The following is a 15,073-nucleotide window of genomic DNA, read 5'->3' as shown; positions in this document are numbered from 1 at the left end:
GGACGACGGCGACCCCGAGGTCGCGCACGGCGACCGCGATCTCGGCCAGCCCGGCCGCGACCGGGAGGTCGGGTGGGTGGGCGAGCAGGCGTTCGAGCGGCGCGGCCACCCTCAGACGAGCTTGCCGTCGAGCACCGTCGGCACCCCACGAAGGAACGTCGCGACGACCGAGGCTCCGAACGTGCGCCCGTGCCACGGGTTGTTGCGCGACAGCGAGACCGACTGGTCGCGGTCGACGGTGAGCGTGGCGGCGGGGTCGACGAGCACCAGGTTGGCCGGCTGGCCGACCTCGAGTGGGCGGCCCTGGCCCTCGAGCCCCGCGATCGCGGCGGGCGTGGTCGACATGACGCGCGCGAGGTCGGTCCACGTCATCAGGCCGGTCTCGACCATCACTGAGGCGACCACGGGCAGCGCGGTCTCGAGGCCGAGCATGCCGAACGCCGCGTCGACGAACGCGTGCTCCTTGTCGTGGCGGGCGTGCGGCGCGTGGTCGGTGGCGACGGCGTCGATGGTGCCGTCGGCGAGCGCGGCGCGCAGCGCGTCGACGTCCTCCTGCGGACGCAGCGGCGGGTTGACCTTGAAGGTCGGGTCGTAGCCGGCCAGCAGGTCGGTCGTCAGCAGCAGGTGGTGGGGCGTGACCTCGGCGGTGACCGCGATGCCCTGCGCCTTGGCCCAGCGCAGCACCTCGACGGTGCCGGCGGTCGAGGCGTGGGCGACGTGGACGCGGGAGCCGGTGTGGCGGGCCAGCATCACGTCGCGCGCGACGACGACCTCCTCGGCGACGCCCGGCCAGCCGGGCAGGCCGAGGCGGCCGGAGAGCTCGCCCTCGTGGCAGCACGAGGCCGGCCCGGCGAGCGAGGGGTCCTGCGCGTGCTGCGACACGACGCCGCCGAACGCCTTGACGTACTCCAGCGCTCGGCGCATCACGCGGGCGTCGGCGACGCACCGGCCGTCGTCGGAGAAGACCCGGACCCGGGCCCGGGAGCGGTGCATCAGCCCGAGCTCGGCGAGCTCCTCGCCGCCGTGGCCGCGGGTGACGGCGCCGACGGGCTGGACGTCGACGAGCCCGGCGGCGCGACCGAGGTCGTGGACGCGCTCGGCGGCCTCGGCCGTGTCGGTGACGGGGCTGGTGTTGGCCATCGCGAGGACGGCCGTGAAGCCGCCGACCGCGGCGGCCTGGGAGCCGGTGAGGATCGTCTCGGCGTCCTCGCGACCCGGCTCGCGGAGGTGGGTGTGGAGGTCGACGAGGCCCGGCAGCGCCACCAGCCCGTCGGCGTCGACGACGCGGGCGCCGGTGGCGGAGAGGCCTGGACCGATCTCGGCGACGACACCGTCGGTGAGCAGCACGTCGGCAGACGTGTCGCCGTAGAGGCTCGCGCCCTCGATCAGGATGGTGTCGCTCACGCCGTCGTCTCCTCGCCGGCTAGCAGGTGGTAGAGGATCGCCATCCGGACCGCGACGCCGGCCGAGACCTGCTCGAGCACGACCGACTGGGCCGCGTCGGCGGCGTCGGCGGCGATCTCGAGGCCGCGGTTCATCGGGCCGGGGTGGCAGATCGGTACGTCGGGCCCGAGGACGCGCAGGCGGTCACGGGTCAGTCCGTAGCCGACGGTGTACTCCCGCGCGCTCGGGAAGTAGCCGCCGGTCATCCGCTCGCGCTGGACGCGCAGCATCATCACGGCGTCGGCCTTGGGCAGCACCTCGTCGAGCTCGTAGGACGTCGCGAACCCGGCCTCGCGCGACCACGACGCCACGCCGCTGGGCATCAGCGTGGGCGGGGCGACCACGGTCACCTCGGCGCCGAGCCTGGTCAGGCACAGCACGTTGCTGCGGAAGACCCGGCTGTGGGTGAGGTCGCCGACGATCACGACGTGCCGGCCCTCGAGGCTGCCCGGGCCGCCGAGGCGGCGCTGCAGCGTGTAGGCGTCGAGCAGCGCCTGGGACGGGTGCTCGTGGGTGCCGTCGCCGGCGTTGACGACCGCGGCGTCGACCCACTGGCTGACCTGGAGGGCCGCGCCGCTGGCCGGGTGGCGCATGACGAGCGCGTCGACCCCCATCGCCGCGATGGTCAGCACGGTGTCGCGCAGGCTCTCGCCCTTGCTGGCCGAGCTGCCCTTGGCCGCGATGTTGATGGTGTCGGCGCTGAGCCACTTGCCGGCGATTTCGAAGCTCGACCGGGTGCGGGTGGAGTCCTCGAAGAACAGGTTGATGATCGTGCGGCCGCGCAGCGCGGGCAGCTTCTTGACCTGGCGGTTCTGCACGTCGTGCATCTCGGCCGCGGTCGTGAAGAGGGTCGTCATGTCGTCGACGGTGAGGTCGTCGATCGAGAGCAGGTGCTTCTTCACTTGATCCAGACCCCCTCGATGCCGTCGGGCTCCTCGAGCCGCACCATCACCCGCTCGGTGCGGGCGCTGGGCAGGTTCTTGCCGACGTGGTCGGCGCGGATCGGCAGCTCGCGGTGACCGCGGTCGACCAGCACCGCGAGGCGCACGACGTCGGGACGGCCCAGGTCGTTCATCGCGTCGAGCGCGGAGCGGACCGTGCGCCCGGAGTAGAGGACGTCGTCGACGAGCACGACCGTGCGGCCGTCGACCCCGCCGGGCGGGACCTCGGTCGGGTGCGGGCTGCGGGCGGGGTGGCGGCGCAGGTCGTCGCGGTACATCGTGACGTCGAGGGCGCCGTACGGCACGTCGACGCCCTCCACCTCCTTGATCCGCGCGGCGATCCGGCGGGCGAGCGGCACGCCTCGGCTCGGGATGCCGAGGAGGACGAGGTCGCTCGCGCCCTTGTTGCGCTCGAGGAGCTCGTGGGCGATGCGGGTGAGGGCCCGGGCGATGTCACGGGCGTCGAGGACGACACGGCCCTCGGGTTCTGCTGACGGTTCCGGCTGTTCGGGGGGTGGCGCGGACACGTGGTCCAGGACCTCCTTCTCCGCCTCACGGGACGGCTCGTTAAAGGATGTCGATCGAGCGCGACCCTAGCATTCACGCGTGGACCTCGAGCGGCTGCTGCGCACGCGCTTCGGCCTCGTCGACGTCGAGGTCGAGCCCCACGACGGCGGGATGAACTCGCGCACCTGGTGGGTCCGGGCCGGCGACGGCGTCGAGGCGTCGTACGTCGCCAAGTGGGTCGCCGACGCCGCCGTCGGGTCGTTGGCGGCAGGCGTCGAGGCGGCGGCGGTCGCCGAGCGGTCGGGTGTCGTCACGGGCGCACCCGTGGCAGCGGTCGGCGGTGACCGGGTGGTGCTGGTGGACGGCGGCTCGCTGGTGCTGATGGAGCGGCTCAGCGGGACCGAGGTGGTCGACGGCGCTGTGGTCGGCGACATCCTCGCGCGGGTGCACACCGCGACCGTGGGTCACGACCTCGTGCTTGGGCTTCGCTGGCCGTGGGTCGAGCCGGCCGGCCTCAGCGCCTGGCCCGACCTGCAGGACGCCGTGAGCGCGGCCCTCACCGAGATGCTGGCGCTCGGGCCCCTGGTCACGGGCATCGCCCACGGCGATCCTGCCACCGACGCCTTCCTGCACCTCGACGACGGCCGTCTCGCAGTGATCGACTGGGCTGGGGCGCTCGCGGCGCCTCTTCTCTACGACGTCGCGTCGGCCGCGATGTACCTCGGCGGCCTCCAGGCTGCTGCACCCATGCTGACGGCGTACGCCGACAGCGACGGTCCCGCGACTCCCGACCTCCCTCACGTCGAGACCATGCTGCGGTTCCGGTGGGCGGTGCAGGCCGACTACTTCGCCCGGCGAGCCGCGGGAGGCGATCCCCTCGGCACCGACGACGCCGCGATCGACAAGGGTCTGGCCGACGCCCGGCACCACCTCCTCGCACACCCCTGACGACCGCGAGTCGGCGCAGAGTGCGAGTCAGGAAGGCGCGAGTCGGCGCAGAGTGCGAGTCAGGAGGGCGCGAGTCGGCGCAGATGCTCAGCCGCTGCGCCGACTCGGCACGGCGTAGGTTCGGACCCATGCCCTCGCTGCCCTTCCCCGACGACGTCCGCGCCCTGCTGCTCGAGCCCAACCCGGCGGTGATCGCGACGCTGCGCTCCGACGGCGCGCCGGTGTCGGTCGCGACCTGGTACCTGCTCGAGGACGACGACCGCGTCCTGGTCAACATGGACGACAGCCGGGTCCGGCTCCAGCACCTGCGCCGTGACCCCCGCGTCTCGCTGACGGTCACCGACGCCGACAACTGGTACACCCACGTCTCGCTCGTCGGCCGGGTCGAGGGCCTCGTGGCCGACGAGGGTCTGGTGCACATCGACCGGCTCAGCACCCACTACCGCGACCAGCCCTATCCCGACCGGGAGAGCCCGCGCACCGCCGGCTGGCTCGTCGTCGAGCGGTGGCACGGGTGGGGCGCGCTCAAGCAGTGAGCCCGCTCAGCCGATGTCGATGAGGACCTTGCCGACGGCGCCGTTCTCGACCGCGTCGTGGGCGGCGGCGGTCTCCTCGAGCGGGAAGTGGTGCAGGGGGACGCCGGCCTCGTCGCCCACCCGGAGCGCACCGGCGGCCACGGCGGCCGTGACGTCCTCGGCGCCCTCGCGCAGGGCGTCGGCGCCGACGGTGTAGAGCAGGATCCCCTGCAGTCGGACGTTCTTGGAGAAGCTCGGCCGCAGCGGCATGGTCACCTCGTCGCCGCCGTTGTTGGCGTAGAAGGCGATGACGCCGTGGTTGGCGACGACGTCGAGGTCGAGGTCGAAGTTCTGCGCCGGGGCGACCTCGACGACGAGGGCGACACCGTCGGGGGCGATCTCGCGGACCCGCGCGACGACGTCCTCGGTCGTGTAGTCGACGACGTGCTGGGCGCCCGCGGCCCGGGCGAGCGCAGCCTTGTCGTCGCTGCTGACCGTGGTGACGACGGTGGCGCCGGCCCACACGGCGAGCTGGATCGCGGCGTTGCCGACCGCCCCGGCCCCGCCTGCGACGAGCACGGTGCGCCCGGCCAGCGCCCCGGGGGCGACCCGACCCTCGTCGGAGGTGAAGGACAGGGCCCGGTGGGCGGTCAGCGCGGGGACGCCCAAGCTCGCGCCGACGTCGTAGGACGCCGCGTCGGGCAACGGCGAGACGTTGTCGACCGGTTGGACGGTGAGCTCGGCGGCGGTGCCGATCGGCCGGCCGTGCTGGGCCGGCCGGAGCCACACCCGGTCGCCGACGGCGAAGCCGGTGACGTCGTCGCCGACGGCCTCGACGGTGCCCGCGCCGTCCTGGCCCGGTGACACCTGCTCGTGGGCCTTCGGCATCATCCCGGCCCGGAACTTCCAGTCCGTGGGGTTGACGCCCGCGCGCACCAGCCGCACCACGACCTCACCCGGACCGGGGCTCGGGTCGGGCAGGTCCACGACGTGCAGGACGGACGACGGGCCGTTGTCGGTGTAGACGGCTGCTCTCATCCTTCTGTCTTACCCCTCGACCCAAGAGCGGGTCGTGGCAGGGTGCGTCGCACCTGACCCCGACCCCGCGAGGACCGCCATGACCCACCGCCCCTCCCCCGCCCTGATCGCCCTGGTCGTCGTGCTGCTGCTCGCCGCCAGCGGGACGTCGTACGCCGCCGGCAGGGCGCAGGCCGGCGACGCCCTCGTCAAGAAGGGCTCGCTCTCGGGCAACCGGCTCAAGCCCGACACCGTGACGGGGAGGCAGGTCAAGGAGTCGACCCTGACGAAGGTGCCGCGGTCTGCCCTGGCCGACCGGGTGGCCCGGGTGCCGCGCGTCCCGCTGCCCCTGGACCCCGCGTGGGCCGGCGCCCCGAACGCCAACAACTCTCCCTACTACGGGGTCGACGCCCTTGGCTGGGTCCACCTCGAGGGTGCCGTCACCCGGGTCGAGTCGGCGGGCTCGGTCATCGCCGCGCTCCCGGTCGGCGCCCGGCCGACGGCCTCCCTCTACCTGGCCGTCTACACGTCCGCCGGCGGCGCCCTGACCCCCGGGGCGATCCAGATCGGCCCCGACGGCCGGATCATCTACGCCAACGGCGGCAACGGGCTGATCTCCCTCGAGAGCATCACCTTCCGCGCCGCCGCGGGCTGAGCCCGACCTGCGCAATGGCCCGACCGGGCCGTTGACGGACGGCCGGGCCGGCATCAGGGTGCCCCTGTGACCCGACACCCCTCGCCCGCGTGGCTCGCCCTGTTCGTCGTCCTCGTCCTCGCCGGGAGCGGCACGTCCTACGCCGCCGGCAAGGCCCAGGCCGGCGACGTCCTCGTCAGGAAGGGCTCGCTGTCCGGCAACCGGCTCAAGCCCGACACCGTGACCGGCAAGCAGGTCGCCGAGGGCACGCTCGGCCGGGTGCCGCGGGCGGCGCTCGCCGACCGGACGCCGGCTCTCGCCCGGCTCCCGCTGCCGCTCGGTCCCGGCTGGGAGGGGGCCCAGTACCTCAACAACGCGCCGACCCTGGGCAAGGACGCCCAGGGCTGGGTGCGGCTGGAGGGCGCGGTCGCGCGGACGGAGGGCACCGGCGCCACCATCGCGACCCTGCCGGTCGGCTACCGCCCGACCGCGAACATCTACGTCACGGTCTTCAGCGCCGACAGCACGCTGGGCGCGCTCAGGATCGAGCCCGGCGGGGCCGTCGTCCGCGCCTTCGGCGACGTCGGGCTCATGTCCCTCGAGAACATCTCCTTCCGCGCCGCCCCGTGACGGGCGTCCTCGACGGCCGGGTCGCGATCGTCACCGGCGCCGCCCGCGGCGTCGGCCGTGGGATCGCGGTCGCGCTGGCCAGGGAGGGGGCGCGGGTCGCGGTGGCCGACGTGCTGTCGGCCGACGACGTGCTCGCCGACGTCGAGGCGGCGGGTGGTGAGGCGTGCGCCGCGATCTGCGACATCCGGGACTCGGCCCAGGTCGACGCGTTCGTGGCTGCCGTCGTGGAGCGCTGGGGCACCGTCGACGTGCTGGTCAACAACGCGATCGCGACGGCGATCGGGCCGTTGCACGAGCTGAGCGACGACGACCTGCTGCTGGGGTTCGCAACCGGGCCGCTGGCGTCGGCGTACTTCATGCGCGCCTGCTTCCCCCACCTGCGCGACGGCGGCCGCGTCGTCAACCTGCGCTCGGGCACGGAGCAGAACGGCCTGCCGGGCTACACGGCCTACGTCGCCGCGAAGGCCGCCGTCGGGGGCCTGACCCGTGCGGCGGCGCGCGAGTGGGGTCGTCACGGCATCAACGTCAACGCGGTCGTGCCGTTCGCGGTGAGCGAGGGGACGCTGTCGGCGCTCGACGACGACCAGGTCGCGGGGGTGCTGCGGCAGCTGTCGATCCGGCGCCCGGGCGACCCGGAGACCGACATCGGGCGGGCCGTCGTCTACCTGGTCGGGCCGGACTCGTCCTACGTCACCGGGACGACGCTGATGCTCGACGGTGGCGGGGCGTTCTTCAGCTGAGGGCCTGCGCGGTGAGGTCGTGGAGCGAGGCACCCGGCGCGTGGGTCAGCCAGTGCTCGTAGGCGTGCTCCGCCGCGGCGAGCCTGCTGGCGACGAGCGCGCCCGGGCGTACGTCGTCGGGGCCGGCCTCGAGCCGCTCCGCGACCAGCGCGACGAGCTCGGCCCGCTCGGCGTCGTCGAGCAGCGACGCGCGCCGCACCCGCGGCGGGGCCGAGGCCATCGCCCGACGCCACAGGTCGACGACCTCGGTCTCGTCGGCGAACTGCTCCGTGCGCTGCAGGATCGCTGCGGCCAGCGCCTGCTCGACGGGCTCCTCGGTGGGCCGGGCTGCGAAGTTGCCGACGATCACGGCCCGGCCGGTGCGGACGACGCCGACCAGCAGGTCCTCCTTGGACGCGACGTGGCGGAAGAGCGTGCTGAGCGAGACGCCGACCTCGGCGGCGATCGCCTCGACGGTGACGGCGTCGTAGCCGTCGCGGGCGAACAGCCCGAGCGCCACCCGGTCGATCCGCTCGCGCAGCTCGGCGCGGCGCCGCTCGCGCAGGCCTGTCGTGGGGCCTGTCGTGGGGCCGGTCGCGGTACCGGTCGTGGGGCCGGTCATGGTGCCGGGGTGGGCTCGAGCGGCGGGGCCGGTACGTCGATCGCGGGCCGCTCGACGCCGCCGTCGACCTGGAGCAGCTTGCCGGTGACCCACGACGACGCCGTCGAGGCGAGGTAGAGCGCGGCGCAGGCGATGTCGTGCGGCTGCCCGGCCCGGCGCATCGGGGTGTTCTGCTCGAGCTGGGCCCGCAGCGCGTCGTCGGTGAGCACCACGTCGAGGCCCTGGGTGGCCACGCCCCCGACACCGATGGCGTTGACGCGGACCCGTGGCGCGAGCTCGACGGCGAGGTTGCGGGTGAGCTGGTTGAGCGCGGCCTTGCCGGCGCCGTACGCCGCGAAGGAGCTCATCACCATGTCGGACGAGCGGGAGGAGATGTTGACGATCGAGCCGGACCCGGCCGTGTCGACCATCGCGCGGGCGGCGAGCTGGCTCATCAGGAACGGCTGGGTGACGTTGAACTTCATCGCCATGTCGAAGAAGCGTTCCGACGTCGTCATCGCCGGGCGGGGACCGCTGCCGCCGGCGTTGTTGACCAGGACGTCGAGGCGGCCGAAGTGCTCGACGGCGGCGTCGACGAGCGCGCGCCGGTCGGCGTCGACGAGGACGTCGGTGACCACGGCGAGCCCGCGGCGTCCGGTCTCCTCGATCCGGGCGACGACCTCGTCGAGGTCGGCCGCGGTCCGCGCCCCGACGACGACGTCGGCGCCGGCCTCGGCGAGCCCGATGGCGATCCCCCGCCCGATGCCCTGGCCGCCTCCGGTGACGACGGCGACCCGGCCGTCGAGGCGGAAGCTGTCGAGGATCATCGGTGCGCGCCGAGGTGCGGGGCGGCGCGGCCGGCGAGCAGCGGCAGGTCGAGGTAGGTCCGGACGCCCGGCTCGGCGGCGACGACGTAGGGGATGGCGTTGACGCAGTGGTTGGCCGTCACGACGATGCCGGGGTTGCGGACCAGCCCCTCCTCGATCGTCTCGGGCTGCAGGCCCTTGAAGGTGACCTTGACGTCGGGGTCGCCGGTGACCTCGACCTCGAACCGCTCGCCCTCGGGCCCGAACTCCCAGGGCGGGTCGAGGTGCTCCTCGCCCATGTACCAGTTGACGGTGGCCGTGACGACCGGGACGCCGTCGACCAGCGCCCGCCAGTGGAAGCGGCGTGCGGCGACCAGCCCCGGCTCGATCACGCCGATCGGCGAGTCGATGGGCTGGGTCGCGACGGCGACCTCCTGGAGCGACTCGATCCTGGGGTCGGCGTCGAAGCCCATCTCCGCCACCACCATCCGCACCGACGCCTTGAACCCCGACCCGAGCAGGCCAACCATCGGGCTCGCGAGCGCCTCCTCCGGCGTCCCGCCGAACGCCATCACGTGGCGTACGACGTCGGGCGCGCCGTAGGTCCGGATGTCGCTGAACTCCTCGGCCCGGACGTGGGTGACCTGCGCGCTGATCGCGCTGACCATCAGCGGGAACCGCTCGGTGATGCCGCCGGGGTGGATGCCGGTGCCGTGCAGGCTGACGCCGCCCTCCCGGCACGCGTCCTCGACGGCCTGGCTGCTGGCCGGGTTGGGATAGACCCACCCGACCGGCGTGACGACGTTCTTGCCGCTGCGGAGCAGCGCGACGACCTGGGCCTCGTCGGCGACGAGCGGGCTGTAGACGACGCAGTCGGCGTCCATCGCCAGGATCTCGTCGATGCTCGTCGTCGCGGTCACGCCGACCGGGTCGAGCCCTGCGAGCACCCCGACGTCCTGCCCGTGCTTGTCGGCCGAGTGCACCCACGCCCCCACCAGCTCGAGCTCGGGGTGCGCGAGCACCCCCTCGATCGCGGCCTTCCCCACCCCACCGGTCGCCCACTGGATGACCCTGGTCCCGCCGTCCGTCGTCATGCTGCGTGATTCAGCCAGTGACGAGAGTCACTGTCAAGTTGCTAGTGACTATCAGTTTTGGCTGTTCCCATGCGGCTCAGGTTTCACCGGCTGGCATCCGGCCCCACGATCAGAGCGCGTCGGACATCCCCGCGCAGGCCCGCAGCCACGACATCCGGGTGGCGCGGGAGAGCTGGCCGTAGGGCACGACGCCACCGGCGACCAGGACCGGGTCGTAGGGGACGCGGTAGACGCCGCGGGTGCGCTGCTCGTAGACGGCGACCAGGTCGGCGGCGAGCTTGTCGTCAACCTGGGGCGACGGGTCGGAGAGCACGGTGAGGCACTTGTGCTTGAGGTTGGTGAGGCCGGCGTCCTGGAGGGCGTCGAGCATCCAGAGCCCGCTGTAGCCGGTGTCCTCGCGCACGGTGCTGGTGACGACGAGCAGGTCGGCGGCCTCGGCGGCGGCGAGCCAGTTCTCGGCGCGCATGTTGTTGCCGGTGTCGACGAGGAGGATCCGGTAGAACCGCTCGAGCAGCGCGTGGACCTGGCGGAAGTCCTCGGCGCGGATCGTGCCGGTGACGTCGGGCCGCTCGTCGGAGGCGAGGACGTCGAAGTGGGCGTCGCCCTGCGAGCGCACGAACGCGCCGAGGTCGCCGTTCCGCGACTGGTAGACGTCCTTGAACCGGCCGAGGTCCTCGAGCAGCTCGCGCGTGGTGTTGCGGTGCGAGCTGCGGGTCCCGCGGATGCCGAGGGTGCCGCGCGTCTCGTTGTTGTCCCACGCGACCACGCCACCGCCGCGCACCGTGCCGAACGTGTAGCCCGCCGCCAGCACGCCGGTCGTCTTGGCGGCACCGCCCTTGGGGTTGATGAAGGCGATCGTCCGCGGGCCGTCGAAGTCGCGCTGGATGAGCGACCGGTCGTGCTCGTAGGCCACCTCCTTGGCGCCCATGGCGGGCTTGATCGCACCACCCGACCACCGGCGTACGCGGCCCCGCCAGCCCCACGTCGCCGGGCCGAGCTGCTGGTCGCTGTCGCGACGGTCGAGGAAGTCGGTGGCCGTCATGAACCGGCGCGGCTCGGGCTCGGCGACGGCCGGAGGCGGTGCGGGCGCGGCCGGCGGCGAGGCGACCGGCGGCGGCACCGAGGGCGGCGGCACCGAGGGCGGCGGCACCGTCGGGAACGACGCGGGAGGCGGACCGGCCGGCAGAGCCGTCGGCGGACCGATGGGCGGCGACGGGTGGTCGGCCGGCACGTCGGCACGGTGGCCACCACGCACGACGGTGTGGTCCCCGGCGGCCTGCTCGCGGGCGTAGGCGTCGAGCTCGGCCGGCGTGTAGAGCCGGTCGCTGGTGGCCGTGGGGTCGGGCGGGTGCTGCGTCATGGAGGGTCCTCCGAGAACGGTGTCACGACCTGTCGACCCTAGAGCAGCCCTCAGCGGTCGAGGTGACGTGCCTCCGCGAAGCAGAAGAGGCCGTACGCCGCGAAGCCCAGGCCCATCGCCGTCAGCAGCACCGGCCCGAACGGCTGGTCGAGCACCTTGACCAGGGCCTGGTCGAGGCCGCCGGACTTCTTGGGCTCGTGGGTCACGGCGGCGTAGAGGAAGAGGCCACCGACGATCCCGAGCGCGATGCCCTTGGCGACGTGGCCGACCCGGCCGAGCACGCGGTAGGCCGTGCCGGTGTTGCCGCTGCGCCCCTCGCCGTCGAGGTGCTTGAGGTAGGACTCCTTCCACGCCATGACGAGGAGCGCGACGCCCACCGCGACGATGCCGAGGCCGACGAGCCCGACCAGGACCTGGCCGCCGGGGAGGTCCATGACCTCGGCGGTCGTCGAGTCCGTCCCGCCGCCGGAGGAGCCGGACCCCGTCGCGACCTTGATGGCGCTCACCGCGATGGCGGCGTAGAGGACCGCCTTGCCCGCCGCGACGAGACGCTTGCGCAGCCGCTTGGAGTCCTCGCTCTCCTCGCGGTAGCCGACGGCCGCGTCGGCGGCCTTCCACACGACGAGCAGCAGCATCCCTACCGCCACCAGCCAGACCAGCGTCGTGCCGAGGGGCTGCTCGGCGAGCTGCTGGAGCGCGCCCTTGCTGTCGGCGCTGCCCTCGCGGTCGCCGAGCGCGAGCTGGATGGCGAGCCAGCCGATGAGGAGGTGGACGACGCCGAACGCGACGAGGCCCGCCTGCGCCGCCCGGTCGAGCCAGTCGCTCTGCTCGACCTGCCGAGCCGCACTGCTCGGGCGGCCGGTCTCTCCGCTCACGACAGGTCCGCGATCGCCGAGTCGATGGCTCGGTGGAAGGTAGGATAGGCCCAGATCATCGTGCGCAGCGTGTCGACCGGCACCGCGGCGTGCACGGCGAGCGCGAGCAGCCCGAGGATCTCGCCGCCGGCCGGGCCGACGGCGGTCGCGCCGACGAGCACGCCGCGGTCGGCGTCCTCGACGACCTTGATGAGGCCGCGGGCGCCGGGACCGTGGGTGAAGCCGCGGGACGACTGCTCCAGCGGGGTGCTGCCGACGCGGACCGTGAGCCCGGCGTCGCGGGCCTGCTGCTCGGTCATCCCGACGCCGCCGACCTCGGGATCGGTGAAGGTGACGTGCGGCAGCGCGTGGTAGGACGCCGGCGGTCCGTCCTCGCCGAGCAGGTCGCGCTGGGCGATGGCGGACTGGTACATCGAGACGTGGGTGAACGCGCCCTTGCCGGTGACGTCGCCGATCGCCCACACGCCGTCGACACCGGCGACGCGAAGCCGGTCGTCGACGTCGAGGGTGCGGACGGTCGGGTCGAGCCCGACGGTCTCGAGCCCGAGGTCGTCGAGGTTGGGCGTGCGGCCCGCGGCGACCAGGAGCTTGTCGGCGACGACCGTCTCGTCGCCGACCGTGAGCGTGAAGGTGCCGTCGGCGAAGGCGACGCTCGAGGTGTCGGCCGAGGTCATCACCCGGATCCCCTCGCCCACGAGCACCTCCTCGAGCAGCGTCCCGGCCTCGGGCTCGGAGGCCGGGACCAGCCGGTCGCCGTGCTGCAGGACGGTCACCCGCACCCCGAACCGCGCGAACACCTGCGCCAGCTCGCAGCCGATGGGCCCGCCGCCGATGACGACCAGCGACCCGGGGAGCTCGGTGGCGCGCAGGGCGTCGCGGTTGGTCCAGTACGGCGTCCCGTCGAGTCCCTCGATGGGCGGGGCCGCCGGGCGTGTGCCCGGGTTGAGCACGACGCCGCGCGTCGCGGTCACCTCGCGGGTGGAGCCGTCGGGCAGCTCGACGTCGACGCGCCCGCCCGCGCCCGCCAGGCGCGCGACGCCGTGCACGACCTCGGCCCCGGCGTCCTCGAGGCGTCGTACGGCGACGGTGTCGTCCCAGCCGGCGGTGGCCTCCTCGCTCACGCGGCGCGCGACCGGCGCCCAGCTGGCGGTGACCGAGACGTCGCCGGCGAGGGTCGCGGCGCGGCCCGCCTCGGCAAGGGTGTCGGCGGCGCGGACCATCATCTTCGACGGGATGCAGCCGTAGTAGGGGCACTCGCCGCCGACCAGGTGCTTGTCGACGGCGAGCACCGTCAGCCCGGCCTTGGCAGCACCGGTGGCCAGCGCCTCCCCGCCCGGTCCGAGTCCGATCACGACGAGGTCGATCTGCTCCGGGGTGCTCATGGGGTCAGTCTGTCGGGTCTGGCAACCCTTGCGGGAGGGGGGCCGATCGAGGTCGGCGGCTGACCTGGATCGTTCCTAGGCTGGACCCGTCAGCCTCCACTCGACGAAGGGATCCCGATGGACATCAAGCTCGAGCTCGTCAGCGTGCCGGTCACCGACATCGACCGGGCGATCGCGTTCTACACCGACCAGGTCGGCTTCGTGCTCGACCACGACCACCGCGTCAGCGAGGAGGTCCGGTTCGTCCAGGTAACGCCACCCGGCTCGGCCTGCTCGGTCATGGTCGGCCACCTCAGCGGGATGGAGCCAGGCACCCAGCGCCAGCTGCAGTGCGTCGTCGCCGACGCCGACGCGGCGCTCGCCGACCTGCTGTCCCGCGGGGTCGAGGCGCAGGGCGTCGACGAGCAGCCGTGGGGCCGGTTCGTCTACTTCGCCGACCCGGACGGCAACCAGTGGGCCTACCAGCAGCCGGTGTTCCCGGGCTGAGCCGGCCAGGGTCAGGTGACGGAGGGGTGCGCGCGCTGGATCGCGCCGAGGACGCCGTTGACGAAGGTCGGCGACTCGTCGGTCGACAGGTCCTGCACGAGCGCCATCGCCTCGGTCACCGCGACCGTGTCGGGGACGTCGTCGGCCCAGAGCAGCTCCCACACGCCGAGCCGCAGCACGTTGCGGTCGACGGCGGGCATCCGGTCGAGGCTCCACCCGGTCGAGAACTCGCCGAGCAGCTCGTCGATGCGCGTCACCTGCGCGGCCACGCCGCGCACCAGGGTCAGGGTGTAGTCGTTGGGCGGACCGTCACCGGCCGCGATGACGCGGTCGAGGGCCTCGGTCGCCGACTCCCCGCGGAGGTCGGCGGCGTAGAGCACGTCGAGCGCGCGCTTGCGGGCCTTGGAACGGGCCCCCATCAGGACTTGACGCGACCCATGTAGGACGAGTCGCGGGTGTCGACCTTGACCTTCTCGCCCTGGTTGATGAACAGGGGCACCTGGATCTCGTGGTCGGTCTCGAGCGTGGCGGGCTTGGTGCGCCCGGTGGCGCTGTCGCCGGCGAGGCCGGGCTCGGTGAAGGTGACGACGAGCTCGACCGAGGCCGGGAGCTCGATGAACAGCACGCGGCCGTCGTTGGTGGCGACCACGGCCTCCTGGTTCTCGAGGAGGAAGTTGGCGTTGGTGCCGACGATCTCGGGGGCGATCTCGAGCTGCTCGTAGTTGGAGGTGTCCATGAAGACGAACGACGAGCCGTCGTTGTAGAGGTACTGCATCGTGCTGCGGTCGACCGTGGCGGTCTCGACCTTCGTGCCGGCGTTGAACGTCTTGTCGACGGTCTTGTTGGACTCGACGTTCTTGAGCTTGGTCCGCACGAACGCGGGGCCCTTGCCCGGCTTGACGTGCTGGAACTCGGTGACCGCCCAGAGCTGGCCGTCGATGTTGAGCACCATGCCGTTCTTCAGGTCGTTGGTCGTAGCCATGCGCGCGTGTCAGCCTTCTTCGTCGTCGAGCCTCGGGGCGGGAGCGTCGCGCACGTCCCTGCGCGGGCGCGTGGGCAACAGCCGACGAGTCTAGCCGGGTGGGCCGGGATCGCCGTGATCGGTCCTGGCGGCC

The 15,073-nt window shown here is 73.3% G+C and carries 18 protein-coding genes; 6 read left to right on the top strand and 12 right to left on the bottom strand.

Going from position 1 to position 15,073, the window contains the following annotated elements:
- Nucleotides 1-111: 111 nt before the first annotated feature.
- The 3 genes from Q7T52_RS09925 to pyrR are packed head-to-tail and all read right to left on the bottom strand — an operon-like array spanning nt 112 to nt 2,911.
- Nucleotides 112-1,404 carry a dihydroorotase gene (locus tag Q7T52_RS09925; RefSeq protein WP_304801949.1) on the bottom strand — a complete coding sequence of 431 codons (1,293 nt, stop codon included), beginning with the start codon at nt 1,402-1,404 and terminating at the stop codon, nt 112-114.
- Nucleotides 1,401-2,345, bottom strand: coding sequence for an aspartate carbamoyltransferase catalytic subunit (locus tag Q7T52_RS09920; protein WP_304801948.1), 945 nt, complete (start codon nt 2,343-2,345; stop codon nt 1,401-1,403). Before Q7T52_RS09920 ends, Q7T52_RS09925 begins: the two co-directional genes overlap by 4 nt.
- The gene (pyrR, locus tag Q7T52_RS09915) at nt 2,342-2,911 is read right to left on the bottom strand and encodes a bifunctional pyr operon transcriptional regulator/uracil phosphoribosyltransferase PyrR (RefSeq protein WP_304801947.1); all 570 of its coding nucleotides are present in this window, start codon (nt 2,909-2,911) and stop codon (nt 2,342-2,344) included. Before pyrR ends, Q7T52_RS09920 begins: the two co-directional genes overlap by 4 nt.
- Before the next feature lie 79 nt (nt 2,912-2,990).
- On the opposite strand from pyrR, the gene Q7T52_RS09910 reads away from it, so the two are divergent.
- Both Q7T52_RS09910 and Q7T52_RS09905 read left to right on the top strand, forming a co-directional pair.
- The gene (locus tag Q7T52_RS09910) at nt 2,991-3,839 is read left to right on the top strand and encodes a phosphotransferase (RefSeq protein WP_304801946.1); all 849 of its coding nucleotides are present in this window, start codon (nt 2,991-2,993) and stop codon (nt 3,837-3,839) included.
- 128 nt (nt 3,840-3,967) lie between these two features.
- Nucleotides 3,968-4,375 (top strand): PPOX class F420-dependent oxidoreductase, encoded by a 408-nt coding sequence (locus Q7T52_RS09905; RefSeq protein ID WP_304801945.1) that lies wholly within the window; start codon nt 3,968-3,970, stop codon nt 4,373-4,375.
- Between the two features lie 6 nt (nt 4,376-4,381).
- On the opposite strand, the gene Q7T52_RS09900 is transcribed toward Q7T52_RS09905, so the two are convergent.
- The gene (locus tag Q7T52_RS09900) at nt 4,382-5,392 is read right to left on the bottom strand and encodes an NADPH:quinone reductase (RefSeq protein WP_304801944.1); all 1,011 of its coding nucleotides are present in this window, start codon (nt 5,390-5,392) and stop codon (nt 4,382-4,384) included.
- A 79-nt stretch (nt 5,393-5,471) separates the two neighbouring features.
- Between Q7T52_RS09900 and Q7T52_RS09895 the strand changes: the two genes are divergently transcribed.
- The 3 genes from Q7T52_RS09895 (at nt 5,472) to Q7T52_RS09885 (ending at nt 7,375) form a co-directional block, all read left to right on the top strand.
- The gene (locus tag Q7T52_RS09895; RefSeq protein WP_304801943.1) at nt 5,472-6,026 is read left to right on the top strand and encodes a hypothetical protein; all 555 of its coding nucleotides are present in this window, start codon (nt 5,472-5,474) and stop codon (nt 6,024-6,026) included.
- A 66-nt stretch (nt 6,027-6,092) separates the two neighbouring features.
- Complete coding sequence (locus Q7T52_RS09890; protein ID WP_304801942.1) at nt 6,093-6,635, top strand: hypothetical protein; 543 nt, start codon at nt 6,093-6,095, stop codon at nt 6,633-6,635.
- The gene (locus Q7T52_RS09885; protein WP_304801941.1) at nt 6,632-7,375 is read left to right on the top strand and encodes an SDR family NAD(P)-dependent oxidoreductase; all 744 of its coding nucleotides are present in this window, start codon (nt 6,632-6,634) and stop codon (nt 7,373-7,375) included. Before Q7T52_RS09890 ends, Q7T52_RS09885 begins: the two co-directional genes overlap by 4 nt.
- Here Q7T52_RS09885 and Q7T52_RS09880 read toward each other — a convergent pair.
- The 6 genes from Q7T52_RS09880 to Q7T52_RS09855 all read right to left on the bottom strand — a co-directional run bounded on the left by Q7T52_RS09880 (nt 7,368) and on the right by Q7T52_RS09855 (nt 13,472).
- The gene (locus Q7T52_RS09880) at nt 7,368-7,976 is read right to left on the bottom strand and encodes a TetR family transcriptional regulator (protein WP_304801940.1); all 609 of its coding nucleotides are present in this window, start codon (nt 7,974-7,976) and stop codon (nt 7,368-7,370) included. The genes Q7T52_RS09885 and Q7T52_RS09880 overlap by 8 nt on opposite strands.
- Nucleotides 7,973-8,782: a glucose 1-dehydrogenase gene (locus tag Q7T52_RS09875; RefSeq protein ID WP_304801939.1), complete on the bottom strand. Its 810-nt coding sequence runs from the start codon at nt 8,780-8,782 to the stop codon at nt 7,973-7,975. The genes Q7T52_RS09880 and Q7T52_RS09875 overlap by 4 nt, the downstream gene beginning before the upstream one ends.
- Nucleotides 8,779-9,855 carry a hypothetical protein gene (locus Q7T52_RS09870; protein ID WP_304801938.1) on the bottom strand — a complete coding sequence of 359 codons (1,077 nt, stop codon included), beginning with the start codon at nt 9,853-9,855 and terminating at the stop codon, nt 8,779-8,781. Before Q7T52_RS09870 ends, Q7T52_RS09875 begins: the two co-directional genes overlap by 4 nt.
- Nucleotides 9,856-9,964: 109 nt before the next feature.
- Entirely contained in the window at nt 9,965-11,215 is a 1,251-nt protein-coding gene (locus tag Q7T52_RS09865) for a hypothetical protein (RefSeq protein ID WP_304801937.1), read from the bottom strand.
- A gap of 50 nt (nt 11,216-11,265) precedes the next feature.
- A complete protein-coding gene (locus Q7T52_RS09860) occupies nt 11,266-12,090 on the bottom strand; it encodes a DUF1206 domain-containing protein (RefSeq protein ID WP_304801936.1) in 825 nt (274 codons plus the stop codon).
- Nucleotides 12,087-13,472 carry an NAD(P)/FAD-dependent oxidoreductase gene (locus Q7T52_RS09855; protein ID WP_304801935.1) on the bottom strand — a complete coding sequence of 462 codons (1,386 nt, stop codon included), beginning with the start codon at nt 13,470-13,472 and terminating at the stop codon, nt 12,087-12,089. Before Q7T52_RS09855 ends, Q7T52_RS09860 begins: the two co-directional genes overlap by 4 nt.
- Before the next feature lie 117 nt (nt 13,473-13,589).
- Between Q7T52_RS09855 and Q7T52_RS09850 the strand changes: the two genes are divergently transcribed.
- Nucleotides 13,590-13,958: a glyoxalase superfamily protein gene (locus Q7T52_RS09850; protein ID WP_304801934.1), complete on the top strand. Its 369-nt coding sequence runs from the start codon at nt 13,590-13,592 to the stop codon at nt 13,956-13,958.
- 11 nt (nt 13,959-13,969) lie between these two features.
- Here Q7T52_RS09850 and nusB read toward each other — a convergent pair whose 3' ends face one another.
- Complete coding sequence (gene nusB / locus Q7T52_RS09845) at nt 13,970-14,377, bottom strand: transcription antitermination factor NusB (RefSeq protein ID WP_304801933.1); 408 nt, start codon at nt 14,375-14,377, stop codon at nt 13,970-13,972.
- Nucleotides 14,377-14,940, bottom strand: a complete 564-nt coding sequence (gene efp, locus Q7T52_RS09840; RefSeq protein ID WP_304801932.1) for an elongation factor P — start codon at nt 14,938-14,940, stop codon at nt 14,377-14,379. Before efp ends, nusB begins: the two co-directional genes overlap by 1 nt.
- Nucleotides 14,941-15,073: the final 133 nt, after the last annotated feature.

Source organism: Nocardioides sp. (assembly GCF_030655615.1).
In the GTDB taxonomy this organism is placed as follows: domain Bacteria; phylum Actinomycetota; class Actinomycetes; order Propionibacteriales; family Nocardioidaceae; genus Nocardioides.
This window is presented reverse-complemented; position numbering and strand designations above follow the sequence as displayed.